A 23,258-nucleotide genomic window follows, 5' to 3' on the forward strand; every position below is an offset into this window, starting at 1 on the left:
ATGCGGCGCGCAAGGCGGTCGATATTGGCGAGCGCCTCGACGATGCGGGCGAAACGCTGCGCCAGGTTCGGATGCTTCAGCGCTTTGCGCAGCGCCGAACCGAACACGGTGCGCCGATAATGGCCGCGGCGGATGCGGCGGATGAAACCGGGCGCCGCATAGTTGCGCAGCGGTCGGACGTTGAGCCGGTGCATCAGCTGGTGGCCGCGGCCAATGATGAGCCAAGAGACGACGTAGGCGATGCGGTCGAGTTCGAGCCAGCGAAACCGCCGGCGGATGTGGCGGCGGTCGACGCGCACAGCCTCGCCGAACAGCGTCGCGCCGATCCACGCGAGCGTCAGCCACGCCCAGGCGGCGAGCCGGGCGAGCTTTCGCTCTGCTGCTGGAGTGGATCGGATGAGTTTCATGCGCAGCATTCTACGCCCGCTCAAGCGCGGTCGGATTGAATCGCCCTCGCTTTCCGCGTGGGCGTTGATTGGATTGTGATTTTGGCCGCAGCTTAGGGGGATAGCGCGCCGGCTTATCCTCGCTTCTTCCCTTGCGCCGAGCCTCGCCTAGCGCAAGCGCCAGCGCTCAGTTTGCGCAATCGGGACTCGCGCCGCCGTTCTGACGCAGGAAGCCGACATAGTAGTCCGCATACGCACGCGCTTCTGCGCGCGCTGTGTCATTCGCCACTAGCTGCGCCACGGCGTCTCCCCAACCGCTCGCGCAACGCGCCGCCTCGGCCGCGCTGTTCACGCAATCGATGAACGCCCCAAAGGCCAGCCGATAGGTGTTGAACTGATCGCGCGTCATCGGCTCGCCGTGTCCGGGCACGGCAAGCCGGAACGGCGTCGCCCACGCCGCATCGAGCTCAGCCCGCCAAGCATCCGGGCAAGCGCTTTCGAAGAACGGCGCCGGCAGCGTCACCAGATCGCCGAGCACTGCAATGCGCGTCCTGCGGTCGTAAAGCCAGATGTCCGCCGCCGAGACCGCCCCATCGGTGACGCGCACATCGAGCCGCCGTCCGGCGATGCGCATGCGGCGCGCCCGTTCAATCGCAACGTCGGGAAGAAGGCTCCGCCTGTCCTCCATCGTCGCCAAATAGATGCGCATCTCCTCGCGCTCGCCTTCGGGCGTCGCCGGATCGGCGGCGCGTTCGCGCGTGCGTTCGAGATTGCGCACCAAAAAACCGCCCGGCGCCAGCGCGCCCTCGATGGCGCGCGTGGCGTAGACCGGCGCATCCGGAAAGATCGATTTCATCCGGCCGTTGCCGCTCGAATGATCGAGATGCCAATGCGTGTTGAAAATCGCCGCGACCGGCTGCTGGCGCGTCGCCGCGAACGAAACGATCGCATCGCTGTGCCAATCGTGCCGGCCGGTATCGACGACGATGAGCCCGTCCGGCGCTTCGAAGATTACGGTGTTTCCGTCGGGCCCCCGCCCCGGCAAGATGGCGCCCGGAATGAGATGCACGCCAGGGGCGAGTTCGCGCGCCGGCGGCGCCTGCGGCGACTCGGCGGCCATGGCGGCGGCGAGAACGAGTTCTGTGATCATGGCCGGAGCTTGGCGCCCCTGGCGCGCCAGTGCGCCCGCGCATCGACCGGGCGCCCGAGCGCCGCGATATGCCGTCCGCCCGGCTTTATTTCGCCCCCTCCGGCGACTATCGCTTGCGCTCAGATGCGCGGTTCACGAAACATCCGTCCGGGCAGCGGGCACAACGTCCGTGGGACAGTGGGGAGCGAGCAATGGATCTCGGCCTGACTTGGTTCGATTTCGCGGCTCTGGTGGTGCTGGGGCTTTCCGGCGTGATGGCCTTCGCCAGGGGCCTGATCCGCGAGGTGTTCTCGATCATCGCCTTCATTGGCGGCGCCATCGCCGGCGTCTTCTTCGCCCGCCTGGGCGCGCCGCTCATCGAAGGGGCGACGCCGCTCTCCGGCTGGTTGGCCGCCGTGGCGGCAGGCCTGCTGATCTTCCTGATCGTGTTCATCATCATCACGGTGATCGTTTCGACGGTGGCCAAAACCGCCCACCAGTCGACCGAGATCGGCTCCTTCGACCGCGCCGCGGGCCTCGCCTTTGGCATTCTGCGCGGCGTCGTCGTGGTGGCGCTGGGCGTCCTGGTGATGCGCCAAGCCACCGATGACGAGGTTCCGGCGCGTCCGCCGTCGAACCCGACCGAGTGCCGTGCGACATACGATCCGCTGCAAGCGGGTATTCGCTGCGCGCGGACCTATCCTATCTATGGCGGTGTGGCTTCGGCTCTGGGCGCAGTGCTGCCCCGGGCCGGCGACCGCGCGCGTGATATAATCAACCGGCAGAGGGGCGAGTCGGCCCCGATCCCGCCGGCTGAACAAGCCCCGCCCGAACCGGCGGCAGAGCCGACGCCGTAACGCTGAGGACCGAATGAGCGCCGAGCGCCCCTCCCTTCGCTTCCAGACGGCGCCGGCGGACCCGGCGGCGCCCTTCGACAAATGGGAATTCGACGACAAGCCGCGCGAGGAGTGCGGCGTGTTCGGCGTGTTCGGCTCGGAAGACGCTGCGGTGCTCACTGCGCTCGGTCTGCACGGGCTACAGCATCGCGGCCAGGAAGGCTGCGGCATCGTCTCCTATGACGGGCGCTTTCATCACGAGCGGCACCTGGGTCTCGTCGGCGAGCACTTCTCCGGCGCCGACGTGCCGCGCCGCCTGCCCGGCAATTCGGCCATCGGCCACACGCGCTACGCCACTTCGGGCGGCACCATCCTCCGCAACGTGCAGCCCCTGTTCGCCGATCTGGCGCTCGGCGGCTTCGCGCTCGCGCATAACGGCAATCTCACCAACGCCCGCGACCTGCGCGAACGCCTGGTGGACGACGGGGCGATCTTTCAGTCGACCTCCGACACCGAATGCATCCTGCAGCTGATCGCGAAGTCGCGGAAAGCCAAGGTGGTCGACCGCTTCGTCGAGGCGCTGCACCAGATCCAGGGCGCCTACGCCGTCATCTGCCTCACCACCAATATGATGATCGCCGCCCGCGATCCGGTCGGCATCCGGCCGCTGGTGCTGGGCGACCGCGACGGCGCGCCGATCCTCGCCTCGGAAACCTGCGCGCTCGACATGATCGGCGCGAAGTTCGTGCGCACGATCGAGCCGGGCGAAGTCGTTGTGATCACGCGCGAGGCGGGCAAGGTCCGCATCGACAGCCACTTCCCGTTCCCGCGGCGCAAGGCGCGGCCGTGCATCTTCGAGTTCGTCTATTTCGCCCGGCCGGATTCGGTGATCGACGGACGCAGCGTCTACGACATCAGGAAGCGCATGGGCCGCGAGCTGGCGCGCGAGACCGGGGTCGAAGCCGACGTGATCGTGCCGGTGCCGGACTCCGGCGTGCCGGCGGCGATGGGCTTCGCCGCCGAGAGCGGCATCCCGTACGAGCTCGGCATCATTCGCAACCATTATGTCGGCCGCACCTTTATCCAGCCGAAGCAGGAAATCCGCGCGCTCGGCGTGCGCCTCAAGCACTCGGCCAATCGCGACGCGATCAAGGGCAAGCGCGTCGTGCTCGTCGACGACTCGATCGTGCGCGGCACCACCTCGCGCAAGATCGTGCAGATGGTGCGCGAAGCGGGCGCCAAGGAAGTCCACTTCCGCAGCGCCTCGCCGCCGATCAAGCATCCTGATTTCTACGGCATCGACATGCCGAGCGTGGACCAGCTGATGGCCGCGCAGATGACGATCGAAGAGATGCGCAAGTCGCTGGAAGTGGAATCGCTCGGCTTTCTCTCGGTGGACGGGCTCTACCGGGCGATGGGCGAAGGCCAGCGCAACGCCGGCAATCCGCAATTCACCGACCACGCCTTCACCGGCGATTATCCGACGCCGCTGCTCGACCATTCCACCGACCGCGCTTCACGCGATTATCAGCTCTCGCTACTGGCTGAAGAAGCGGCGGAGTAACGGCCCATGACCGACGGCAAACGCATCGCGCTGGTAACCGGCGCGTCGCGGGGCATTGGCAAAGCCGTGGCGCTGGAATTGGCGCGGCGCGGCTGGCGCGTGATCGCCGTCGCGCGCGCGCAGAAGGCGCTCGAGCAGCTCGACGACCGCATCCGCGCCGAAGGCGGCGAAGCGACTTTGATCCCGCTCGACCTGCGCGATCTCAATGCCATCGATCAGCTGGCGGCGCCGCTGTTCGAGCGCTTCGGCAGGCTCGACGGCCTCGCCGCCTGCGCCGGCGTGCTCGGCGCGCTGACGCCGGTGCATCAGATCACGCCGTCGGTCATGGATGAGACGACGTTGGTGAATTATCTCGCCAACCAGCGCCTCATCCGCGCGCTGCACCCGCTGCTGCGCGAGAGCGATGCGGGACGGGCGGTGTTCATCACTTCGGGCGCGTCGAAGAACCCGAAGGCGTACTGGGCGCCCTACGCCGCCTCCAAAGCCGCGCTCGATGCGCTGGTGACCTCGTATGCAGCCGAACTCAACGTGACACCGATCAAGGCCAATCTGTTCAATCCTGGCGCCACGCGCACGGCGATGCGGCAGAAGGCGTTTCCCGGCGAAGACCCGATGACGCTGCCGGCGCCGGAAGAAGTCGCGCCGGCGATCGTGGATATGCTGGCGCCCGGCTACACGCAAAACGGCGCTTGGGTGCAGTTCGAGCGCTGAACGCGATGCAGCGGTACGACGCCATCATCATCGGCGGCGGCGCTGCGGGGCTCTATGCGGCGTTCCATGCCGGGCGGCGCGGGCGGCGCGTTCTGGTGCTGGAGCACAACGCCGAGGTCGGCGCGAAAATTCTGATCTCGGGCGGCGGGCGCTGCAACTTCACCAATCTCAATGCGGCGCCGGAGCGGTTCATCTCCGCCAATCCGCATTTCGCGCGCTCGGCGCTGGCGCGGCATACGCAACACGACTTCACTGCGCTGGTGCAGAAGCATCGCATCCCGTTCTACGAAAAGACTTTGGGACAGCTGTTCTGCGAAGGCGCGCGCTCGTCGCAGAGGATCGTGCGCATGCTGCTGGACGAATGCGCGGCGGCCGGTGTCGAGGTGCGCTGCGGCGTGCGCGTGCGCGATGTGCGGCGCGCTGAGCGCTTCAGCGTGGAAACCAGCGCCGGCGCGTTCGACAGCGAAACGCTGACGATCGCCACGGGCGGCTTGTCGATCCCCAAGCTCGGCGCCGGCGGCTTTGCGTTCGAGATCGCCAAGCAATTCGGCCTGCCCGTTACGCCGACCCGGCCCGGCCTCGTGCCGCTGACATTCGGCGAAGGCGACCTTGGCTGGATGCGGCCGCTGAGCGGGGTTTCGGCGGACGTCACCGTGCGCGCCGGCAAGGCCGCATTCCGTGAAGCGGCGCTTTTCACGCACCGCGGGCTTTCGGGACCTTCGGTGCTGCAGGCGTCGTCCTATCGCGCGCCGGGCGAGGCTATCGTGATTGATTGGCTGCCGCAGGCGGATGAAGACGCCTTGGCGCAGCGCAAGCGCGAGCGGCCAAAGGCGCAGCTGAAGAGCATTCTGGCGGAGCTCTTGTCCGAGCGGCTGGCCGCGGCGCTGGCCGAACAGCTGCCGCACGGCGCGGTCGGCGACATGAAGGATGCGGCGCTGATCGAGGCGGCGCGCAGGCTGAAGGCGTGGCCGCTGACGCCGATCGGCGACGAAGGCTATGCGAAAGCCGAAGTGATGGTCGGCGGCATCGATACGGACGCGCTGTCGCAACAGACGATGGAGACCCGCGCCGTTTCCGGCCTCTTCTTCATCGGCGAAGCGGTCGACGTCACCGGCTGGCTCGGCGGCTACAATTTCCAATGGGCCTGGTCGAGCGGCTGGGCTGCGGGGCAAGCGCTCTAGCCCAAACCCGCGTGCTCGCCTAAGCTTCGCGTCAGTGCGCAGCGGGAGGGTGTGTTGCGGCTGATTCTAATCCTGGCGCTGGCGCTTTTGATCGCCGATGCGCGGCCTTCGTTCGCACAGACCGCCGAGCGGATTGCCGCGCCCGAACAGGCGCAAGCGAACAGCGCGACCTTTGCCGCGCGCGACTTCTTGAATGCGTTCATGTTCGAAAGCGGATGGGCTCCGACTCTGTTGCAAAGCGCGGTACGCGCGCCGTTGCCGCAACTGCGCGCCGACATCACGTCGGAACCGTTCTATGCGGCTCTCTCTCCTGCGGATCAGCGCGCGCTCGACGCCGTGTTCGAGCGCCTACCGGTGATCGCCGGCGAAGAACTTGTCCGCGCAACGCCGGCGATCATCGCAGCGGGCGCGCCGCGTATGCTCGAGCTCTTCAATGAATCGGAGCTGACGGAGATGACCGCCTTTCTCCGCACCGAGGCGGGTCAGCTGATGCTGGCGCACGGCGCGGCGGCAGGGATCGACGCCATCGAAGGCGGTCAGACGCAGGTCGCGCCGCTGCAGCCACGACACAGAGCGGCGATCGACGCATTCCTAGTCACGCCAGCCGGGCGCGCCATGAACGATCGCCTCGACGCACTCCACGCCGCGACCGAGCGGATCAACGAGGAAGCGCTCGCTTCGATCGAGCCGCCGATCAGGAGGCGATTTTTCTCCGAATTGTGCGCCGTGTCTGGCGAGCATTGTCCGGAAGACATGCGAGAAATGTCGCTCCGATAAGAGCGGGCCGGCGTGGTCGCGGGTGGGAGGTTCGACATGCGCGTGACGATACTGACGGCCGTGGCGCTGCTGAGCTGCGGCATTCGCGGAATGGCGTTCGCTGACACCGCCGCGCCGGCGGCGGTTCAACACGCGCAAGCCGACGAAGCACAGCAACGCACAGAACGCGCGCTCGATATCATGCTGTTCGAGTCGGGCCTGTTCGTCGCTTCGATCGCGGAAGTCGAGCCTTACATGGATCCCGACCATCGTGAGCGCGGGCTTCGAAGGCTGACCCGCGGCCTCGATCCGCAGCGCGCCGAGGCCGCGCGGGCTTACATGGCCGAGTTCGACAGCCGTTTCGCCGCCGCGCTCGAACGCGCGCGGCCGCAGATCGTCACGCGCGTCGCCGACGCTCTGCAGACAACGCTGTCGGCCGAAGAGCTGGCCGCGCTGCAGGATTTCGTGCTCGGCGAAGACACGAGCGCGTTATTCCTGCGAATGATGCGCGAATGGGTGGGACGCGGCGGCAGCGGCAAGACGCTCGACGTCGCCAACTACACCAATTCCGAACTGATGACGCTCGCAGCCTTCATGGAAGGCCCGGGCGGGAGAGTGTTCGACGAAAAGGCCGACGCGTTCGACGCCATCATGCTGGCCGAGTTCGAGACGTTCGTGCCTGCGTTCGAGCGCGAGTTCACCTTGGGCTTATGCGAGATCAGCGGCGAAGATTGTCCGCGCTGGACCCGCTGATCACGCGGCGCGCCCGAAGCGCCGAGCCGCCAGTGCGATCGGGATGCCGACGAAGGCGGTGTGGGTGAAGATCGTGCCCAGCAGCTGGAGCAGACCGAGCGGCCTCAGGCTGCTGAACGCGCTCTGCAACCGGGCGCCGGCTTCAGCGGCGTCGGCCGGGAAAGCGCCCGTGGCCGAGGCCGAGAGCGGCACGACGACGTAGTTCATCGCGACGTAGAGGACGAGACCGTAAAGGAAGCCCCAGAGCCAAGGCCGGGCCGTGAGCGCGCGCATGCGCGTTGCGGCGAGCACGTAGACGGCGGCCATCGCGGTTGCGATGAAGAAATGCGTGCCGAGGCCGAGCGCGGCCGTGTTCCAGCCGCCGGCGCCGGCGGCGTCGCGGCCGATCCAGCCGGCGGCGACCGATTGGAGCACCTCCGCCGGCGACAGGCCGTAGCTCAGCGGGCCATAAACGACGAAGGCGTAGAGGATGTCGAGCACGCCGGCGGCGAGCCCGCCCACGAGAATGGCCCAGACTATACGCATGTGACGCCCCCGCTCGGCTTTGCGCGTGATAGCAAAGCCGATATTGGCGCCGTTGGCGCGGCAAATGCGATAAACGGCGCGAAACGGAGGCGTGCTTGCGGGATGTTCTCGTCGTCGACGCGCTCGGCCGCACGCCGGAGGGGCGCGAGGTGGAGCGCTACAGCTTGCGCAGCGGGGCCGGTCTGCGCGCCGACGTGATGAGCTATGGCGCGACGCTGATGCGGCTCGAAGCGCCGGATCGGAACGGGCGATGCGAGAACATCGTGCTTGGGTTCGATGCGCTCGCGCCATATCTCGCCGGCACACCCTATTTCGGCGCCACAATCGGGCGTTACGCCAACCGTATCGCCGGCGCCCGCTTCGCGTTGGATGGCCGCGACTATCCGCTCGCGGCGAACGACGGGTGCAACCATCTGCATGGCGGCGTGCGCGGCTTCGACAAGGCCGTGTGGGACGCGCAAGGCTTCGAACGCGCGGACGGCGCCGGCGTCGTGCTGCGCTACGTGAGCGCCGATGGCGAGGAGGGCTATCCGGGCGAACTCGAGGTCGAAGTCGCTTACGAGTTGACGCGCGATCGGCTGACGATCGCCTATCGCGCCCGTGCGACGAAGCCGACGCACGTCAATCTCACGCATCATTCCTATTTCAATCTGAGCGGCGCTGCGCTGCGCAACGTCGAGACGCACGAGCTGACGATCAACGCCGACCGCTTCATGCCCGTCGACGAAGAGCTGATTCCCGTCGGCGATCCCAAGCCAGTCGAGGACACGCCCTTCGACTTCCGCACCGCCCGCCTCGTCGGCGCGCGGATCGGCACGGACGACGCGCAGCTGCGCGTCGGCGGCGGGTACGATCATACTTTCGTGCTGAACAAGACCGCAGCCGGCGCTTTAGGCCAGGCCGCTCTGTTGCGCGATCCCGCAAGCGGGCGGGCGATGGAGGTCTGGACCACCGAACCGGGCCTGCAATTCTATAGCGGCAATCATCTGGATGGCGCGGCGGGCGGATTTGGCCGACGCGCGGGGCTGTGCCTCGAGCCGCAACACTTTCCCAATTCGCCAAACCGGCCCGACTTTCCGTCGACGCTGCTGCGCCCCGGCGACGCCTACGGGAGCCGCACGGAGTTCGTTTTCACCACGACCTGAGCATTCTTCGATTGAGCGCCCAAGGACCAATGCTAGGCTGTGAAGCGGGAGGCATTCATGATCATCCGCGTCATCGTTCTCGGGCTCTGTCTGGCGGCCGCCTCCGTTCCGGCGCAAGCCCAACAGACCGTACACGTCCCGGCCGCCGAAGCCGCTGCGCCCGAGGAGACCGCTTCGGCGCTGCGCGACGTCTACCAGGCGCTCTTCTTCGACAGCGGCATGTTCGATGCAATGGCCGAGCACTATCTGCCGATCTATCGCCAAACCATCACCAGCTCCGACCTCTATCGCCTTGGCGGCGAACGCCGGCGCGCGGATCTCGATGCGCTGATCGCGCGCACGCCGGAGCTGATGCGCGATGAAGTCATCGCCGAAGCGGACACCATGTCGAGCAACATCGCGCCGGAGATCTCTGCTCTGTTCACGCCCGAAGAGCTGCGCGACTATGCCGACCTGATCCGTCTGCCGCTGTGGCAACGCCACATTCAGGCGATGGCTCAGCAGGCGGCGGAAAACAATGGCGACCCGCACGACTATCAGCCGGTTTTCACCGCTGAAGAGCGCGCCGAACTCGAGGCGATGGAGCAGCGCCCCGGCGCCCAGGCGCTGATGCGCTCCGGCGGAGCGCTCAACGCGATCCTCCATCGCGAAATGCAAGCGGCGGGCCCGCGGATGCAGGCGCGCCTGCAACAGCGGCTCGCATCCGAATTCTGCAATCTGCTCGGCAACGATTGCCCGCCGGCGCTGCGCGCCAGCATCCGCCCGACTTAACCGGCTTCGTCCGCGAACGGGTTCTTGCCTGCTTTGACGATCAGCCGGATCGGCGAAGCGTGCAGGTCGAAGGCGTCGCGCAGGCCGTTGACGAGATAGCGCTTGTAGCTTTCCGGCATCTCCTCGGCGCGCGAGGCGATCAGCACGAAAGTGGGCGGACGCGATTTGATCTGGGTGAGATAGCGCGGCTTGATGCGCTTGCCGCGCACAGCCGGCGGCGGATGGCGGGCGATCGTGGCGTAGAGCCAGTCGTTCAGGTCTTTGGTCTTGACCCGCGCGGTCCAGTCGGTGTGCGCCTGTTCGACCGCCTTCATCAGCCGGTCGAGACCGACGCCCGACTGCGCCGCGACAGTGACGATCGGCGCGCCGCGGGCCTGCGGCAGGCTCTCGCGCGCAACGAGCTTCATCTCCTCGAAGTGCGCCCGCGGATCGGCGATCGTGTCCCACTTCGCCAGCACGAACACGAGGCCGCGGCCCTCGCGGACGACAAGGTCGGCGATCGAGAGATCTTGCTTTTCGAACGCCTCGTTGGCGTCCATCACCAGCACGCAGACATCGGCGAAGCGGATCGCGTTCAGCGTATCGCCGACCGACATGCGTTCGAGCTTGGCCTGCACCTTCGCTTTCTTGCGCATGCCGGCGGTGTCGATCAGGCGATACGGCTTGCCCTGCCAGGCCCAGTCGATGGCGATGCTGTCGCGCGTGATGCCGGCTTCGGGGCCGACCAGCAAACGGTCTTCGCCGATCAGCGCGTTGACGAGCGTCGACTTGCCGGCGTTGGGACGGCCGACGATCGTGAGCTGGATCGGCCGCTCGCGCTTCTCCGCGTCCTCATCCTCCGGCTCCGGGGCGTGCGCGGCGAGGGCGGCGTAAAGCTCCGCCATGCCCTCGCCGTGTTCGGCCGAGAGCGGGATCGGCTCGCCGAGACCGAGCGCAAACGCTTCGTTGATGCCCACATCGCCGGCGCGTCCCTCGGCCTTGTTGGCGGCGAGCACGACCGGCTTGTCCGCCCGCCGCAACAGCGAAGCGAACGCCTCGTCGAGCGGCAGCACGCCGGCGCGCGCGTCGATCAGGAAGAGGATGATGTCGGCTTCGCGGATCGCGATTTCGGTCTGTGCGCGCATGCGCGCTTCGAGCGAGGCGTCGGTCAGGTCCTCGAAGCCGGCGGTGTCGACCAAGGTGAAGTCGAGGTCGCCGAGCCGCCCCTGCGCCTCGCGCCGGTCGCGCGTAACGCCCGGCGTGTCATCCACGATCGCCAGCTTCTTGCCGGCGAGGCGATTAAAGAGCGTCGATTTGCCGACATTCGGCCGCCCGACGATCGCGAGCTTGATCGTCATGGACGGCCAACATCAACGAAGGACGACGAGCCGAGCCTCGTCGGTGACGATGTAGATCTGGTCGTTCGCGGCGATCGGCGGGATGAAGACGGGCTGACGGACATCGGCCGTCGCCACGGTCTGGCCGTTCTCGGGCGACACCGAGATCACTTCGCCAAGCGAGTTCGCGAGCACCAGGCGCCCGCCCATCATGATCGGGCCGACCCAGGCGACGCGCCCCTTACGCTCGTCTTCCTCTTCGTAGCGGCGCAGCTGCTGCACCCAATAGATGTTGCCGGTCACCCGATCGAAAGCGGCGAGTTCGCCGTCGACGCTGACGGCGTAAAGCACATCACCGGCGATCCACGGCGTCTGCGTGGACGCGAACGGACGGGCCCAGCCGCGCTGGCCGGTGCGCAGGTCGATACCGGCGAGCACGCCGGAATGGCTGGCGGCGTAGACGACGCCGTTATCGACCACCGGCCGGCCGGCAATGTCATTGATCGCAGAGAGCGAAGTCAGCCGCCCGGCCCGGGAGAGCGAGTCTGACCAAAGACGCCGGCCATTGCCGGCGAGCAGCGCCACCACTTCGCCGGACGCAAACGGCGCCACGACGGTTTCGCCGTCGACCGCCACGCTCGGCGCCGAGAGGATTCGCGCCGGCTCGGCGATGGCTTGGTAGTTCCAGATCACATTGCCGGTGTTGGCGTCCATGCCGATCAGTTCGCTGTCGTTGGTGATGGCGAACACACGCCCGCCGGCGACCGTCGGCGCCGACTGGAACGGCGCGTCCGATTGCGCGCGCCAAACCTCGTCGCCGGTCTGCCCGTCGAGCGCGACGACGAAGCCGAACCCGGTGGTGACGAACACGCGGCCGCCTGCTGCGGCGACGCCGCCGCCGCGCGCGACCCGGTCACGGCCCTCGCTCGGGCGCAGCTGCTCGGTCCACAGCCGATCGCCGTTGCTTGCGCGGATGGCGTGCACGCGGTGATCGGCGTCGAGGAAGTAGAGATTGCCGTCGGCGATCACCGGCGGCGCGGCGATCTGGGCGCGGTCATTCGAGCCCTGGCCGAGATTGACGCGCCACGCCTGTTCGAGCACCGCCGCCCCCGAACCGTGCGGGGGCGAATTGTCGGCCGTCCCGCCCGGCTGAGTCCATTCCACCACCGACGTCATCGGCGGCACGGCGATCGTGCGTGCAGCGAGGGTGGGATCGGGCGTCAGCTGTTGTTCGAAGGTCAGGATCGAAACGCGCCCGTCCTGCGGCGCCGTTTCGGCCGGAGCGTCGCCGCCGTCGAACGGATTGATCGCATCGCCCACGCGGCTGATGGTCGAGCATGCGGACAGCGCCGCAGCGGCCGCGAGTACAGCGAGCGGGCCGAAGCGGCCCAAGTGACGGCTCATCAATTTTCTCCTTCGGAGGGCGCTGGCGCATTTTGGGCGCCGTCCGCTGAGTCTGCTGGCGCGGGGCCAATGACGGAAAGGGCAAGCTGCGCGCGCTGGCGCACCGTTTCCGGCGCGTCGAACGCGAGCGTGAGATTTTCGAGCGTCGAGCGCGCGAGGTCGGTCTGGCCGGCTTGCCAAGCCTCAACCGCCAGCAGTTCGCGCGCGAGGAAGGAGAGCCTGCTTTCAGAGTCAATCAGCGGCTGAAGCCGCGCCTGCAGAGCCGCGAACTCTTCGGTCTCGGCGGCGATGTAGGCGGCGCGCAGCCGCGCCGTGTCGCGCATGATCGGATCGTTCGCGACATCGGCCGCCTGCTCGAATTCGGCGAGCGCCGCTTCCAGTTCGCCCTGCTCCTGCAGGATGGCGGCGCGGTGCATCCGCGCCATCGCGCGATAGGCGCGCGGACCTTCGCCGCTCAGCCGCTCGAGCTCGGCTTTGGCGCCGTCGACGTTGCCGGCCTGGACCATCTCGAGCGCGGCGACCAAAGCCTCGGACTGGGCGCGCTGGCGCTTGAGCTGCTCGCCCTGCCACCATTGCCAGCCGCCGATCGCAAGCAGGAAAATCACGAACAGGCCGATCAGGTACGGCCCATACTTCTTCGCCAATGCGAGCGCGCGGTCCTGGCGCAAGCTCTCATCGACTTCCTGGACAAAACTGTCGGTTTCGTTCGTCACGCGCCGCTAATCCTCGAACCCGCTCGCCCGCTCATGGCAGCGGACTCGTCCCCCAAAATCGCCGGCAAGCTAGCCGCGCTTGTCGCCCCGGGCAACGCGCGCTTGCGGCGCCGAGTTGACCCGCAGGGCATAGGTCTCGGCTGCGGCAGGAAAACGGCGGCCGCGGACGTCGGCTGCATATTCGGAGACGGCCTTGTCGATCGCCCCTTTGATGTCGCCGTACCGGCGGACGAATTTGGGGGTCCAGTCGAACAGGCCAAGCATATCGTCGGTGACCAGGATCTGGCCGTCGCACTGGGCCGAAGCGCCGATGCCGATGGTCGGGACGCCGACCGCGGCTGTGATCTCGGGGGCCAGGGTTTCGTCGACACCCTCGACGACGATGGCGAAAGCCCCGGCCGCGTCGGCGGCCTTGGCTTCGGCCATGACCTTCTCGCGCTCGTCCTGGGTGCGGCCCTTGGCTCGGAACTTACCGTCCACGTTCACCGCCTGCGGCCGCAGGCCGACATGGCCCATGACTGGGATGCCGCGGTCAACCAAATAGGCGATGGTGGCGGCGATCTGGGGCCCGGCTTCGACCTTAACCGCCTGGGCGCCGGTTTCCTTGAGCAGGCGTGTTGCGTTCGCGAAGGCGTCCTTCGGATCGCCTTCGTAACTGCCGAACGGCATGTCCACGACCACCATGGCGCGCTCCGAGCCGCGCATGACCGCCTGGCCGTGCATGATCATCATCTCGAGCGTGACGCCGACGGTGTTGGGCAGGCCGTGCACGACCATGCCGACGCTGTCGCCGACCAGCAGCAGGTCGCAATGCGGGTCGAGGATTTCCGCAACGGGCGCAGTGTAGGCGGTGAGGCAGACGATCGGATCGCCGCCTTTGCGGGCGGTGATCTCAGGCGCGGTGATGCGGCGGACTTGGGTGTGACGGGACATGCTCGCCCTCGTTTCGGGGAGGGTAGTCCTAGCCTTTGCTGCGCTGCGGCGCCAGCTTCGTCCCCAGAGGGCAGAAACGAGGGCGCAAACGCGAAGGGCGGCCCGCTAGAGCCGCCCTTGCTTCAATCTGGTTGGACGCGGACCTATTCCTGCGTCGTGCGATAGACGACGGCGCCGCCAGCGAGCGCGGCCGCGGTCATCAGCATGATCTGGGTCATGCCCGTGCCGAGCGATTGCAGCACGCCCTGGGCGGCGTCGCCGAGCGAGGGCGCAGAATTCAGCGCGCCATGAGCGCGGGCGACTTCAAGACCGGCCGAAGCGACGACTTCTTGTCCGAACGCGCCGTAGAAGGCGTAGCCGCCGTAGATGAGCGCGGCGCCGGCCGCGGCCATGCCGACAGTCTGCGCCAGGTTGCGGACCTTCAGCGCCGACTCGCGGCGCGCCACGGCGTGCTCGATCTTCACGGTGAAGCCGTCATCCACCGGTTCGGCAGCTTCCGCGAAAGAGCGCTTCAGAAGGGCGTCAAAGTCCGTCATTGGGGTTCCAATAGCCGTCTCAGTTTGTCCGTCCCCCTTAGTACGTGGGATTTCACCGTGCCGAGGGGAAGACCGGTGATTTCTACTATCTCCGCGTGACTGAGCCCTTCTCCGTGGTTCAGCGTCACGCACAGTCTCTCAGCATCCGACAACCTGGCAAGAGCCTTTTCCAGGTCGATCTTCGCTCCGGCCGCGGCCTCCGGGGTGGAGTCCTCCGACGCGATCGGGGACGCGTCGTCGATCTCCTCGAACACGGCCTTCTGGCGGCGTTTGGCCATCAGGAACGTGGTCACCGCGATCCGTCGAAACCAACCCGGAAAAGCCGCCGGAGTTTCGAGGTCGTTCAACTTATCCCACGCCTTGATGAAGGCCTCTTGAGCGAGATCATCAGCTTCGGCGTGGCTCTGACACATCCTCCTCAGCAAAGCGCGGGCCCATCCTTGCCGGCGCTTAACCAGTTCACCGAACGCCGCCTGGTTTCTCGCCTGGGCCGCGATAATCAGCGCGGCCTCGGTAGCTTCGGCCAGATTGAGACCCCCTCGCGACGCCACGGATCAACTCACTGCTCCTTCTTCTTCGAGGCATAATCGACCATCGCCAGGAAGATAAAGGCGATCGCCAAGGTGCCGAGGATCGCCGCCGGAACCAGCATACCCGGCTCGACCTCGCCAGAGAAATCTCGGATCGCAAAGCCGCCGATGACGAAGCCGATCGCCAGCGCCAGCAGGACGACGCCGCTGCCGAGGGTGCTGCGGGCCCGGTCCTTGGGCGGCTTGGTCGCGCCCTCGGTCAGCTGGCGCAGCAGCGCCGGGTCGAGCTGCTGGCCCTTCTCCAGCGCCTGCGAAATCAGGGCGTGAGCCGATTGCTTGGTCCGTTCCTTGAGCCAGATCGGCACCAGAATGACGGCCCCGAGAAAGCCAAAAAAGACAAACGGAACAAAAACATCCGCACCCATTAGGATCTCCATAGCCCGGGGTCTAAAGCCCCTTTGCAGTCTAGATGCGCCTTTGGGGTGAGTTGGATGCAATTCTGTCAGCGGCGCAACAGGGCGCCGGCCCGTGCGGCCATCAACCGCGCTCCGGCCACGAGGCCGATCAGCCCGGCGGCGGCCAGGACGCCGTCCTGCAGCCCGGCCGGATCGGACCCCGCCCAGCCGGCCAGCGGAACCAGGATGGCAGACCCGGCTACGGCGATGCCGACGCTCCTTAACACTCCATTTGCCGTCTGCAGCCTGAAGCGACGCGCCTCTGCCTCGCGCATGACCGCCAGCGTAAAGCTTGGGTCGCGGCGGGGGGCGCGTTCGGCCGCCAGGGCGCGCTGGAGGCGGGCTTCACTCTTCATCTCTCGTCTCCAACGCCTGAAGCAGCCGCTCACGCCCGCGCGTCACATGCGACTTCACCGTGCCTAACGGCAGTTTGAGGATGGCGGCGGCCTCGCTGTGGGAAAAGCCTTCTCCGAGGCACAGCGCCACGGCCGCGCGCTGCTCCTCCGGCAGCGCCGCCATCGCTTCGGCGAGTGCGATGCGATCCTCCAGCGGCGCTTCGTCTTCCGTCTCGTCCTGCTGGGCGCGCCATTCCGTGTCGCGCAGACTGGCGCGCTGGTGCGAGCGGCGCGCGTCGCGGGCGATGCGGAAGCCGATGCCGCTCACCCAGGAGCGGAAACTCGATCGACTTTCGAATTGCGCGAGCTTGCGCCAGGCGGTCACGAACGCCTCCTGAGCGATGTCGTCGGCCTCAGCCCAATGGCCGCAGAAGCGGCGCAGAAAGCCCCGCACCGCCTGCTGGTGCGCGTCGACCAGAGCGGCGAAGGCGCGGCTGTCGCCGGTCCGGGCGGCAGCGACGAGGCGCGCCTCGTCATCTGGAGTCATGGCCGCGCGTCTCGCGGCGGCGCATCAAGCCAAGACCAAGACAGCCCACGGCCGTGACGGTCATGGTGGCGGCGATCACCAGGAAGGCGGTGCGCTGATTGCCGTCGGCGGTCGCGTAGGCGATCCAGAATCCGAGTGCGAGCGCGGTGAAGACGACGAACTCCACCCATGGGCTTTTGCTGGCGCCGTCGCGCTCGGCCAGTTGGGCATAAAGCTCGGGCGCCGGCTCACGTCCCGCCTGCAGCGCCGTCCGGATGACGTCGAGCGTCTGAGTCCGCCGGCGGTGCTCCAGCCAGGACGCCCAGCCCTGTCCGACCGTGGCGAGAATCGCCACGCCAAAAACCACGACAATGGTCATCCATCTGTCCATGCCCGACTCCGTTTGCGCCAGTATGCAGCCGCCGCCGCGCCGAATGGATGCGGTTTAAGCTTGCCAGACGATACTTAAGCGTCTACTTAAGTTTCCATGTTCAGGCAGGACGCAGTTCTCGACTTGGCGTTTCAGGCGCTGGCGGACCCGAGCCGCCGGGCGATGGTCGACCGGTTGGCGAAGGGGCCCGCCTCAGTGAGCGAACTCGCAAAACCGCTCGCCATGTCGCTGCCGGCGGTGATGCAGCACCTGGCGGTGCTGGAAGCGAGCGGCCTGGTCAAAAGCGAAAAAGTCGGCCGCGTACGCACCTGCTCGATCGAGCCGAAGGCGCTGACACGGGCTGAACAATGGATCGCCGAGCGCCGCGCCCTCTGGGAGCGCCGCCTGGATCGGCTCGGCCAATTTCTCGATGAAACGAAGGACGACTGATGCTGACGCTCTACGGACACCCGATCTCTTCCTACACCTGGAAGGTGCTGATCGCGCTCTACGAAAACGGCACGCCGTTCGAGCCGATCACAGTCGATCAAAGCACCTACGCCGACTTCGTCGCCAAGTGGCCGATGGGCAAGTTCCCCGTCCTGCTCGACAGCGACCGCAAACGCATGATCACCGAGACATCGGTTATCATCGAATATCTCGACCGCTACTATCCCGGCCGCACGCGCTTCATCCCCGAAGACTTCGACGCCGCGCTCGAAGTGCGCCGCTGGGACCGCGTGTTCGATCACATCAACACAACGATGTCCAAGGTCGCGCTCGATGGCATCCGTCCGGACGGCCAACACGATCCCTTCGGCGTCGAGGAAGCCAAGCGCATCATTCACGCCGCCTACGGCGTCGTCGAAACGCAGCTCGGCGCGCGTGACTTCATCGTCGGCGACAGCTTCACAATGGCCGATTGTGCGGCCGCGCCGGCGCTTTGGTACGGCGTCCGCAACGTGCCGCTTGAAGGCAAGTATCCGCGGATCGCCGCCTATCGCGAGCGGCTGATTGAGCGCCCCTCCTTCGCCCGGGCGCTGAAGGAATCCGAGCCGCTCTTCCACCTCTACCCGGGAGCTTGAGTCCATGACCGCGATCGCGCACGCCACCATCGTCATGGAGCGCACCTACAACGCATCGCCCACGCGCGTGTTCAAGGCGTGGTCCGACGTCGACGCGCGCAAGCGCTGGTCGGCGCCGGCCGAGGATATCCGGATCGAATACGAAGCCGCCGACTTCCGTGAGGGCGGACGCGATGTCTCGCGCTGCATCGAGCCGGGCAACGAGGACTATGTCGCCGTCGTTCACTATCTCGATATCCGCCGCGACCAGCGCATCGTCTTCGCCGAGGACGTCTCGCATGGGGTGAAGCGCGTCTCGGCGGCGCTGATCTGCGTGGAGCTGCAGCCGGCGGCCGAGCAAACGCGCCTCCTCTTGACCATGCAGATCGCCTCGTTCGACGGCGCCAACATGGAGCAAGGGTATCAGTTCGGCTGGAGCGCCGCGCTCGACAATCTCGCCAAGGAATTCGACCAATGACCAAGCGCAGCACCACGCACGCCACGTTCGTGATCGAACGCGAGTACGCGCATCCGCCGGCGAAGGTGTTCGCCGCTTACGCCGACCCGAAGAAGAAAGCGAAGTGGTTCGTCGGGCCTGAAGATTGGGAGAAGTCGAACCACAAGCTCGACTTCCGCGTCGGCGGCAAGGAGAGCGTCTCGGGCGGCCCGCCCGGCGGGCCGGTGCATTACTACAACGGCGAGATCTGGGACATCGTCGAGAACGAGCGCATCGTCATCGGCTACGATATGCATTTGGATCAAACGCGCATATCCGTCTCGCTGGGCACGACGGAGATCAGGCCGAATGGCGCGGGCGCCAGGCTCATCTACACCGAGCAAGGCGTCTATCTCGACGGCTACGACGACGCCGGCTCACGCGAACGCGGCACGCGCGAGCTGCTGGACCAGCTCGAAACCTTCCTGAACACGTGAGGCGATCATGACCACGACACATGCGAGCTTCGTGATCGAACGCACTTATCCAACCGCGCCGCCACGCGTGTTCGCCGCCTGGGCCGATCCGGAAGCCAAGCGCGCCTGGTTCGTCGAGGGCGAAGGCTGGGAAATTCAGTCCTACGAACTCGATTTCCGCGAAGGCGGGACCGAAAGGAGCCAATTCCGCTTCCTCAAGGGTGAAGAGACGTTCGGCGAGAAGACGGTGTTCGGCAACGAAACCGTCTTCAACGAGATCGTCGACAACGAACGCATCATCTTCACCTACTCGATGGACCGCAACGGCGTGCGCTTCAGCATCTCGTTGGCGAGCGTCGAACTCAAACCGGCCGGCGGCGGCACGCGGCTCATCTTCACCGAACACGGCGCCTTCTTCGACGGCGCTGACGGCGTGAAGATGCGCGAAGCCGGCTGGCGCGAGCTGCTCGACAAGCTGGACGCGCACCTCGCTGCCAATGCCTAGGGAGAACGATGCGATGAAACAGTTTCTGGCCATCTACACCGGCACGACCTCGGCACAGGAACGCTCGGGCTGGGATCAACTCAGCGAAGCGCAACGAACCGAGCGCATTAAGCAAGGCATGACTGCCTGGATGGACTGGGGCGAAAGGCACAAAGGCGCCATCGTCGTGCAGGGCTCGCCACTCGGCAAGACCAAGCGCGCCGGGATGAACGGTGTGACCGATATCAAGAACGCCATGGTGGGTTGGGTGGTCGTGCAGGCGGAGACGCACGAAGATGCCGCCAAGATGTTTCTAGATCATCCGCATTTCGCGATCTTTCCCGGCGATTCCGTGGAAATCATGGAATGCCTCCCCATTCCGCAATTGTGAGCCGCACCATGACTAAGCTGCGCGTCGCCTCTTACAGCATCTCGCTCGACGGCTACGGCGCGGGGCCGCGCCAGAGCCTCGATAGTCCGCTCGGCGAAGGTGGCGAGGCGCTGCACGAATGGATGTTTCCGACCAAGACCTTCCAACAGAGGTTCGGCGAGGAGCGCGGCCGTGAAGGGCCGGACAACGACTTCGCCGTGCGCGGGTTCGAGAACATCGGCGCCTGGATCATGGGGCGCAACATGTTCGGCCCGGTCCGCGGCGAGTGGCCGGACGACACATGGAAAGGCTGGTGGGGCGATAATCCGCCCTATCACACCGACGTCTACGTGTTGACGCATCACGCGCGCGAGCCGCGGGACCACGTTCCATTTCGTCACCGACGGCATCCACGCTGCGCTGGAGCGCGCGAAGGCGTCGGCGCAAGGCAAGGACATCCGCCTCGGCGGCGGCGCGAGCGTCATTCGCCAGTATCTGCAAGCGGGGCTGGTGGACGAGATGCACCTCGCCGTCAGCCCGGTGATCCTCGGCGGCGGCGAGCATCTGTTGCAAGGCATCGACTTGCCGGGCCTCGGTTTCGGCGCGCCCGAATATGTCGCCACAGCCAGAGCGGCGCACTATGTATTGCGGAAAGTCTAGCGCATACTTCGCGCATGGAGGCTGAACCGCTCACGCTAAAGGTCGGCGACGCGACAACGTCCGGCCTGTGGCTTGCGCCGCTGGACGCGCGTGCGGCCTACGTGTTCGCCCACGGCGCGGGCGCCAGCATGGCGCACAAGGCGATGGCGGCGATCGCCAACGGGTTGGCCGAGCGCGGCGTCGCGACCTTGCGCTACAATTTCCTTTACATGGAGCGCGGCTCGAAGCGCCCGGACGCGCCGGCGCTCGCGCATGCGGCCGTGCGCGCGGCGGTCGATGAAGCTAACCGGCTCGCGCCTTCGCTGCCGCTCTTCGCCGGCGGCAAATCGTTCGGCGGGCGGATGACGTCGCAGGCGCACGCCAAAGCGGCGCTGCCGGGCGTGCGCGGGCTGGTGTTCTTCGCCTTCCCGTTGCACCCGGCGGGCAAACCGAGCGACGAACGCGCTGCGCACTTGAATGATGTCGCGCTGCCGATGCTGTTTCTGCAGGGCGACAACGATGCGCTGGCGGAGCTTGATTTGCTGAAGCCGGTGGTGGAGCGGCTTGGGCGCCGTGCGGCGCTGAAACTGCTTGCACACGCCGATCATAGCTTTCACGCGCCAGCGAAAAGCGGACGCAAGGATGCTGACGTGCTGGCCGAAGCGTTGGATGCGGCCGCAGAGTGGATGACCGTGCTCACTTGAACGTCTTCTCGTAAACCTCCGGCTTGAACCCCACCACCAGCTTGCCGCCCACATCGAGCACCGGCCGCTTGATCATAGAGGGCTGCGCCAGCATCAGCGCGATCGCAGTCTTTTCGGTCAGACCTTCACGGTCCTTCTCGGGCAAATTGCGGAAGGTCGTGCCGGCGCGATTGAGCAGAACTTCCCAGCCCACCTTGCCGGCCCAGCCTTCGAGCGTCGCCTTATCCACGCCGACTGTCTTGTAGTCGTGGAACGCATACGTGACGCCATGATCCTCGAGCCAGGTCCGGGCCTTCTTCATCGTGTCGCAATTCTTGATGCCGTGAAGGGTGACGGGTTTCGCTTTGGTCATGTCCCCACATGCCCGAAAGTGCGGCGCGTGTCGCGTCTTGACAGCCATCTGGCGCGGGCCTCTGGTGCTGCCCGAGGGAGAACCGACATGGCCGATACGCTGACCTTCTACACCAACCCAATGTCGCGCGGACGGATCGTGCGCTGGATGCTCGAGGAAGTGGGCCAACCCTACGAGACCGTCGTGCTCGACTACGCGACGACGATGAAAGGCGCGGACTATCTCGCCATCAATCCGATGGGCAAGGTGCCGGCGATCCGTCATGGCGACGTGGTCGTCACCGAAGCGGCGGCGATCTGCGCCTATCTCGCCGACGCGTTTCCGGCCGCGAAGCTGGCGCCGCCTTCCGGCGATAAACTGCGCGGCCCGTACTATCGCTGGCTGTTCTACGGCGCGGGCCCGGTGGAAGCGATGGCGTCGAACCAGGGGCTTGGCGTCGTCGTGCCAGAGGACAAGAGGCCCATGGTCGGTTACGGCTCGCGCGAGCAAGTGATGGACACGCTCGAATACGCAGTGTCGCGCGGGGATTATCTCGTCGGCGACAGCTTCACCGCAGCCGACCTTTATCTCGGCGCACAGATCGGCTGGGGCCTGCAGTTCGGCACGATCGAAAAGCGGCCGGCGTTCGAGACGTACACCGCGCGCATCCTCGGCCGTCCCGCCGCGGCGCGCGCGCGTCAGATCGACGACGACCTGATCGCGGCCGCGAAACAGGCAAGCTGACGGAAATTCGCCGCCCTAGCGCCGCATTTCGCCGTCGACGGGCAAGCGGCGCACGCAGTGCAGCAAAAGTATTGGCGCGGATGGAACCTCTCCGCTAACGTCGCGGCGAGGCCACGATGGCGAGCGCGTCACCTTTTCCGATCCCGTTCATAAGCGGCGTCGGCGCCTATCTTCCCGAACGCACGGTTTCATCCGAAGCATTGGATGCCGAGCACGGACTCAAGTCCGGCTGGATCTATCGAAATTGCGGCGTGCGTCAGCGCCACGTGGTCAGCGCACACGAGACGCAGGAAATGATGGGCGCGCAGGCCGCGCGCGACGCTCTCGCCGAAGCCGGCGTTGCGCCGGACGAACTCGATCTCATCTTGTTCGCGGCCGCTGTCGGCCGCCAGCCTATTCCGGCGACCGCGCCGCTGATCAAGCGCGCGCTCGGCGCGGCGGCTTCGCCGTTTCCCGCTTATGACGTCAACGCGACGTGCCTCAGCGCGCTGGTGGCGATGGATGTGGCGGCGATGCACATCGCCTCCGGGCGCGCGCGGCACGTGCTGGTGGTGTCGTCCGAGATCGCCACCCGCGCGTTGCCGTGGCGGAGCGATCCGCGCACCGCCGGCCTGTTCGGCGACGGCGCGGCCGCGCTGGTGCTGAGCGCAGGCGCCGGCGCCGAGGCCAGACGCGTCGGGCCGTTCCTGATCGAGACCTACGCCGACGGTTACGAATATTGCGAACTCCGTTCCGGCGGCACCCGCTTCGACTTTCAGCGCGAGCGCGAAGCGTTCGAAGCCAACGCGCTGTTCGCCATGCAGGGGGCGGCGCTCTACCGGCTGACATCGGAGGCGGCGCCCGGCTTCATCGAGCGCCTGCTGGCGCGCGCGGGCTGGACGCAAGATCAAGTCGATCTCGTGGTGCCGCATCAAGCCAGCCCGCATGCGCTCGCGCACATCGTCAAACGGTGCGGCTTCGCAAAGGAGCGTGTGATCGACCACGTCGCCGAGCTCGGCAATCAGGTGGCGGCGTCGTTGCCGATTGCGCTCTTCAAGGCGTGCGAGAAGCGCCGGCTCGAACCTGGCATGAAGGTGCTGCTGATCGGCACCTCCGCGGGCGTCTCGCTCGGCGGCGCGACGATGGTGGCGTGAGC

At 66.7% G+C, this 23,258-nt stretch carries 31 protein-coding genes and 1 pseudogene; 18 read left to right on the forward strand and 14 right to left on the reverse strand.

The annotated features are described in order from the left end of the window. Both VEA80_RS11240 and VEA80_RS11245 read right to left on the reverse strand, forming a co-directional pair. On the reverse strand, window positions 1-407 hold a 407-nt coding region (locus tag VEA80_RS11240), incomplete at its 3' end, for a hypothetical protein (protein WP_325060831.1). 166 nt (window positions 408-573) lie between these two features. Then, the gene (locus VEA80_RS11245; protein ID WP_325060832.1) at window positions 574-1,536 is read right to left on the reverse strand and encodes an MBL fold metallo-hydrolase; all 963 of its coding nucleotides are present in this window, start codon (window positions 1,534-1,536) and stop codon (window positions 574-576) included. A gap of 191 nt (window positions 1,537-1,727) precedes the next feature. Between VEA80_RS11245 and VEA80_RS11250 the strand changes: the two genes are divergently transcribed. The 6 genes from VEA80_RS11250 to VEA80_RS11275 are packed head-to-tail and all read left to right on the forward strand — an operon-like array spanning window position 1,728 to window position 7,316. Next, a complete protein-coding gene (locus tag VEA80_RS11250; RefSeq protein WP_325060833.1) occupies window positions 1,728-2,372 on the forward strand; it encodes a CvpA family protein in 645 nt (214 codons plus the stop codon). A 13-nt stretch (window positions 2,373-2,385) separates the two neighbouring features. Continuing rightward, the gene (gene purF, locus VEA80_RS11255) at window positions 2,386-3,915 is read left to right on the forward strand and encodes an amidophosphoribosyltransferase (RefSeq protein ID WP_325060834.1); all 1,530 of its coding nucleotides are present in this window, start codon (window positions 2,386-2,388) and stop codon (window positions 3,913-3,915) included. Between the two features lie 6 nt (window positions 3,916-3,921). Beyond that, complete coding sequence (locus VEA80_RS11260; RefSeq protein ID WP_325060835.1) at window positions 3,922-4,626, forward strand: SDR family NAD(P)-dependent oxidoreductase; 705 nt, start codon at window positions 3,922-3,924, stop codon at window positions 4,624-4,626. A gap of 5 nt (window positions 4,627-4,631) precedes the next feature. Next, window positions 4,632-5,807 carry an NAD(P)/FAD-dependent oxidoreductase gene (locus tag VEA80_RS11265; protein ID WP_325060836.1) on the forward strand — a complete coding sequence of 392 codons (1,176 nt, stop codon included), beginning with the start codon at window positions 4,632-4,634 and terminating at the stop codon, window positions 5,805-5,807. 54 nt (window positions 5,808-5,861) lie between these two features. Beyond that, window positions 5,862-6,584: a hypothetical protein gene (locus VEA80_RS11270; RefSeq protein WP_325060837.1), complete on the forward strand. Its 723-nt coding sequence runs from the start codon at window positions 5,862-5,864 to the stop codon at window positions 6,582-6,584. A gap of 36 nt (window positions 6,585-6,620) precedes the next feature. Next, on the forward strand, window positions 6,621-7,316 hold the full coding sequence (locus VEA80_RS11275; protein WP_325060838.1) for a hypothetical protein: 696 nt from the start codon (window positions 6,621-6,623) through the stop codon (window positions 7,314-7,316). Here VEA80_RS11275 and VEA80_RS11280 read toward each other — a convergent pair whose 3' ends face one another. Further along, window positions 7,317-7,841, reverse strand: coding sequence for a hypothetical protein (locus VEA80_RS11280; protein ID WP_325060839.1), 525 nt, complete (start codon window positions 7,839-7,841; stop codon window positions 7,317-7,319). Window positions 7,842-7,936: 95 nt separating this feature from the next. Between VEA80_RS11280 and VEA80_RS11285 the strand changes: the two genes are divergently transcribed. Both VEA80_RS11285 and VEA80_RS11290 read left to right on the forward strand, forming a co-directional pair. Continuing rightward, a complete protein-coding gene (locus VEA80_RS11285) occupies window positions 7,937-8,986 on the forward strand; it encodes an aldose epimerase family protein (protein ID WP_325060840.1) in 1,050 nt (349 codons plus the stop codon). A 57-nt stretch (window positions 8,987-9,043) separates the two neighbouring features. Continuing rightward, on the forward strand, window positions 9,044-9,757 hold the full coding sequence (locus VEA80_RS11290) for a hypothetical protein (protein WP_325060841.1): 714 nt from the start codon (window positions 9,044-9,046) through the stop codon (window positions 9,755-9,757). Here the strand turns inward: VEA80_RS11290 and der are convergent. The 10 genes from der to VEA80_RS11340 all read right to left on the reverse strand — a co-directional run bounded on the left by der (window position 9,754) and on the right by VEA80_RS11340 (window position 16,896). Further along, window positions 9,754-11,094: a ribosome biogenesis GTPase Der gene (der, locus tag VEA80_RS11295; protein ID WP_325060842.1), complete on the reverse strand. Its 1,341-nt coding sequence runs from the start codon at window positions 11,092-11,094 to the stop codon at window positions 9,754-9,756. The two genes, VEA80_RS11290 and der, sit on opposite strands and share 4 nt — an antisense overlap. Before the next feature lie 12 nt (window positions 11,095-11,106). Continuing rightward, window positions 11,107-12,477 carry a PQQ-binding-like beta-propeller repeat protein gene (locus tag VEA80_RS11300; protein WP_325060844.1) on the reverse strand — a complete coding sequence of 457 codons (1,371 nt, stop codon included), beginning with the start codon at window positions 12,475-12,477 and terminating at the stop codon, window positions 11,107-11,109. Further along, window positions 12,477-13,190 carry a tetratricopeptide repeat protein gene (locus VEA80_RS11305; RefSeq protein ID WP_325060845.1) on the reverse strand — a complete coding sequence of 238 codons (714 nt, stop codon included), beginning with the start codon at window positions 13,188-13,190 and terminating at the stop codon, window positions 12,477-12,479. The genes VEA80_RS11300 and VEA80_RS11305 overlap by 1 nt, the downstream gene beginning before the upstream one ends. Before the next feature lie 69 nt (window positions 13,191-13,259). Further along, window positions 13,260-14,123 (reverse strand): 3-methyl-2-oxobutanoate hydroxymethyltransferase, encoded by an 864-nt coding sequence (gene panB / locus VEA80_RS11310; RefSeq protein ID WP_325060846.1) that lies wholly within the window; start codon window positions 14,121-14,123, stop codon window positions 13,260-13,262. Between the two features lie 143 nt (window positions 14,124-14,266). Beyond that, window positions 14,267-14,659 (reverse strand): hypothetical protein, encoded by a 393-nt coding sequence (locus VEA80_RS11315; protein WP_325060847.1) that lies wholly within the window; start codon window positions 14,657-14,659, stop codon window positions 14,267-14,269. Continuing rightward, window positions 14,656-15,210, reverse strand: coding sequence for an RNA polymerase sigma factor (locus tag VEA80_RS11320; RefSeq protein ID WP_325060848.1), 555 nt, complete (start codon window positions 15,208-15,210; stop codon window positions 14,656-14,658). The genes VEA80_RS11315 and VEA80_RS11320 overlap by 4 nt, the downstream gene beginning before the upstream one ends. 8 nt (window positions 15,211-15,218) lie before the next feature. Beyond that, window positions 15,219-15,614 (reverse strand): DUF6249 domain-containing protein, encoded by a 396-nt coding sequence (locus VEA80_RS11325; protein ID WP_325060849.1) that lies wholly within the window; start codon window positions 15,612-15,614, stop codon window positions 15,219-15,221. Window positions 15,615-15,691: 77 nt separating this feature from the next. Further along, entirely contained in the window at window positions 15,692-16,000 is a 309-nt protein-coding gene (locus VEA80_RS11330; protein ID WP_325060850.1) for a hypothetical protein, read from the reverse strand. Then, window positions 15,990-16,526 (reverse strand): RNA polymerase sigma factor, encoded by a 537-nt coding sequence (locus VEA80_RS11335; RefSeq protein ID WP_325060851.1) that lies wholly within the window; start codon window positions 16,524-16,526, stop codon window positions 15,990-15,992. Before VEA80_RS11335 ends, VEA80_RS11330 begins: the two co-directional genes overlap by 11 nt. Beyond that, on the reverse strand, window positions 16,513-16,896 hold the full coding sequence (locus tag VEA80_RS11340) for a hypothetical protein (RefSeq protein WP_325060852.1): 384 nt from the start codon (window positions 16,894-16,896) through the stop codon (window positions 16,513-16,515). The genes VEA80_RS11335 and VEA80_RS11340 overlap by 14 nt, the downstream gene beginning before the upstream one ends. A 96-nt stretch (window positions 16,897-16,992) precedes the next feature. On the opposite strand from VEA80_RS11340, the gene VEA80_RS11345 reads away from it, so the two are divergent. The 8 genes and pseudogenes from VEA80_RS11345 to VEA80_RS11380 all read left to right on the forward strand — a co-directional run bounded on the left by VEA80_RS11345 (window position 16,993) and on the right by VEA80_RS11380 (window position 21,048). Then, complete coding sequence (locus VEA80_RS11345; protein ID WP_325060853.1) at window positions 16,993-17,325, forward strand: metalloregulator ArsR/SmtB family transcription factor; 333 nt, start codon at window positions 16,993-16,995, stop codon at window positions 17,323-17,325. Beyond that, entirely contained in the window at window positions 17,322-17,960 is a 639-nt protein-coding gene (locus VEA80_RS11350; RefSeq protein WP_349257249.1) for a glutathione S-transferase family protein, read from the forward strand. The genes VEA80_RS11345 and VEA80_RS11350 overlap by 4 nt, the downstream gene beginning before the upstream one ends. Before the next feature lie 4 nt (window positions 17,961-17,964). Further along, window positions 17,965-18,417: an SRPBCC domain-containing protein gene (locus VEA80_RS11355; RefSeq protein ID WP_325060855.1), complete on the forward strand. Its 453-nt coding sequence runs from the start codon at window positions 17,965-17,967 to the stop codon at window positions 18,415-18,417. Continuing rightward, the gene (locus VEA80_RS11360) at window positions 18,414-18,872 is read left to right on the forward strand and encodes an SRPBCC family protein (RefSeq protein WP_325060856.1); all 459 of its coding nucleotides are present in this window, start codon (window positions 18,414-18,416) and stop codon (window positions 18,870-18,872) included. Before VEA80_RS11355 ends, VEA80_RS11360 begins: the two co-directional genes overlap by 4 nt. A gap of 7 nt (window positions 18,873-18,879) precedes the next feature. Beyond that, window positions 18,880-19,356 carry an SRPBCC family protein gene (locus VEA80_RS11365; protein ID WP_325060857.1) on the forward strand — a complete coding sequence of 159 codons (477 nt, stop codon included), beginning with the start codon at window positions 18,880-18,882 and terminating at the stop codon, window positions 19,354-19,356. Window positions 19,357-19,369: 13 nt separating this feature from the next. Continuing rightward, on the forward strand, window positions 19,370-19,726 hold the full coding sequence (locus tag VEA80_RS11370) for a hypothetical protein (protein WP_325060858.1): 357 nt from the start codon (window positions 19,370-19,372) through the stop codon (window positions 19,724-19,726). 8 nt (window positions 19,727-19,734) lie between these two features. Further along, window positions 19,735-20,365: pseudogene (locus VEA80_RS20455) on the forward strand (dihydrofolate reductase family protein). Between the two features lie 14 nt (window positions 20,366-20,379). Then, window positions 20,380-21,048: an alpha/beta family hydrolase gene (locus VEA80_RS11380; protein ID WP_325060859.1), complete on the forward strand. Its 669-nt coding sequence runs from the start codon at window positions 20,380-20,382 to the stop codon at window positions 21,046-21,048. Here VEA80_RS11380 and VEA80_RS11385 read toward each other — a convergent pair. Continuing rightward, window positions 21,041-21,400: an ArsC family reductase gene (locus VEA80_RS11385; RefSeq protein WP_325060860.1), complete on the reverse strand. Its 360-nt coding sequence runs from the start codon at window positions 21,398-21,400 to the stop codon at window positions 21,041-21,043. The genes VEA80_RS11380 and VEA80_RS11385 overlap by 8 nt on opposite strands. 87 nt (window positions 21,401-21,487) lie before the next feature. Here VEA80_RS11385 and VEA80_RS11390 point away from each other — a divergent pair, with 87 nt between their 5' ends. Together VEA80_RS11390 and VEA80_RS11395 are read left to right on the forward strand one after the other, a co-directional pair. Beyond that, window positions 21,488-22,123, forward strand: a complete 636-nt coding sequence (locus tag VEA80_RS11390; RefSeq protein WP_325060861.1) for a glutathione S-transferase family protein — start codon at window positions 21,488-21,490, stop codon at window positions 22,121-22,123. A 116-nt stretch (window positions 22,124-22,239) separates the two neighbouring features. After that, window positions 22,240-23,256 (forward strand): 3-oxoacyl-ACP synthase III family protein, encoded by a 1,017-nt coding sequence (locus VEA80_RS11395; protein ID WP_325060862.1) that lies wholly within the window; start codon window positions 22,240-22,242, stop codon window positions 23,254-23,256. The last annotated feature ends 2 nt before the right edge of the window (window positions 23,257-23,258 follow it).

This window comes from Vitreimonas sp. (assembly GCF_035627415.1).
Taxonomy (GTDB): Bacteria; Pseudomonadota; Alphaproteobacteria; order Caulobacterales; family Aquidulcibacteraceae; genus Vitreimonas.

Excerpts from the sequence above, each read along its gene's own strand:
- VEA80_RS11385 (WP_325060860.1), bottom strand. The coding sequence starts at position 21,400 with ATGACCAAAGCGAAACCCGTCACCCTTCACGGCATCAAGAATTGCGAC.
- panB (WP_325060846.1), bottom strand. The coding sequence starts at position 14,123 with ATGTCCCGTCACACCCAAGTCCGCCGCATCACCGCGCCTGAGATCACC.
- VEA80_RS11315 (WP_325060847.1), bottom strand. The coding sequence starts at position 14,659 with ATGACGGACTTTGACGCCCTTCTGAAGCGCTCTTTCGCGGAAGCTGCC.
- VEA80_RS11335 (WP_325060851.1), bottom strand. The coding sequence starts at position 16,526 with ATGACTCCAGATGACGAGGCGCGCCTCGTCGCTGCCGCCCGGACCGGC.
- VEA80_RS11380 (WP_325060859.1), top strand. The coding sequence starts at position 20,380 with ATGGAGGCTGAACCGCTCACGCTAAAGGTCGGCGACGCGACAACGTCC.
- VEA80_RS11395 (WP_325060862.1), top strand. The coding sequence starts at position 22,240 with ATGGCGAGCGCGTCACCTTTTCCGATCCCGTTCATAAGCGGCGTCGGC.
- VEA80_RS11365 (WP_325060857.1), top strand. The coding sequence starts at position 18,880 with ATGACCACGACACATGCGAGCTTCGTGATCGAACGCACTTATCCAACC.
- VEA80_RS11245 (WP_325060832.1), bottom strand. The coding sequence starts at position 1,536 with ATGATCACAGAACTCGTTCTCGCCGCCGCCATGGCCGCCGAGTCGCCG.
- VEA80_RS11330 (WP_325060850.1), bottom strand. The coding sequence starts at position 16,000 with ATGAAGAGTGAAGCCCGCCTCCAGCGCGCCCTGGCGGCCGAACGCGCC.
- VEA80_RS11260 (WP_325060835.1), top strand. The coding sequence starts at position 3,922 with ATGACCGACGGCAAACGCATCGCGCTGGTAACCGGCGCGTCGCGGGGC.
- VEA80_RS11360 (WP_325060856.1), top strand. The coding sequence starts at position 18,414 with ATGACCAAGCGCAGCACCACGCACGCCACGTTCGTGATCGAACGCGAG.
- VEA80_RS11300 (WP_325060844.1), bottom strand. The coding sequence starts at position 12,477 with ATGAGCCGTCACTTGGGCCGCTTCGGCCCGCTCGCTGTACTCGCGGCC.
- VEA80_RS11345 (WP_325060853.1), top strand. The coding sequence starts at position 16,993 with ATGTTCAGGCAGGACGCAGTTCTCGACTTGGCGTTTCAGGCGCTGGCG.
- VEA80_RS11290 (WP_325060841.1), top strand. The coding sequence starts at position 9,044 with ATGATCATCCGCGTCATCGTTCTCGGGCTCTGTCTGGCGGCCGCCTCC.
- VEA80_RS11370 (WP_325060858.1), top strand. The coding sequence starts at position 19,370 with ATGAAACAGTTTCTGGCCATCTACACCGGCACGACCTCGGCACAGGAA.
- VEA80_RS11275 (WP_325060838.1), top strand. The coding sequence starts at position 6,621 with ATGCGCGTGACGATACTGACGGCCGTGGCGCTGCTGAGCTGCGGCATT.
- VEA80_RS11250 (WP_325060833.1), top strand. The coding sequence starts at position 1,728 with ATGGATCTCGGCCTGACTTGGTTCGATTTCGCGGCTCTGGTGGTGCTG.
- VEA80_RS11325 (WP_325060849.1), bottom strand. The coding sequence starts at position 15,614 with ATGGGTGCGGATGTTTTTGTTCCGTTTGTCTTTTTTGGCTTTCTCGGG.
- VEA80_RS11390 (WP_325060861.1), top strand. The coding sequence starts at position 21,488 with ATGGCCGATACGCTGACCTTCTACACCAACCCAATGTCGCGCGGACGG.
- VEA80_RS11280 (WP_325060839.1), bottom strand. The coding sequence starts at position 7,841 with ATGCGTATAGTCTGGGCCATTCTCGTGGGCGGGCTCGCCGCCGGCGTG.
- VEA80_RS11340 (WP_325060852.1), bottom strand. The coding sequence starts at position 16,896 with ATGGACAGATGGATGACCATTGTCGTGGTTTTTGGCGTGGCGATTCTC.
- VEA80_RS11265 (WP_325060836.1), top strand. The coding sequence starts at position 4,632 with ATGCAGCGGTACGACGCCATCATCATCGGCGGCGGCGCTGCGGGGCTC.
- purF (WP_325060834.1), top strand. The coding sequence starts at position 2,386 with ATGAGCGCCGAGCGCCCCTCCCTTCGCTTCCAGACGGCGCCGGCGGAC.
- der (WP_325060842.1), bottom strand. The coding sequence starts at position 11,094 with ATGACGATCAAGCTCGCGATCGTCGGGCGGCCGAATGTCGGCAAATCG.
- VEA80_RS11355 (WP_325060855.1), top strand. The coding sequence starts at position 17,965 with ATGACCGCGATCGCGCACGCCACCATCGTCATGGAGCGCACCTACAAC.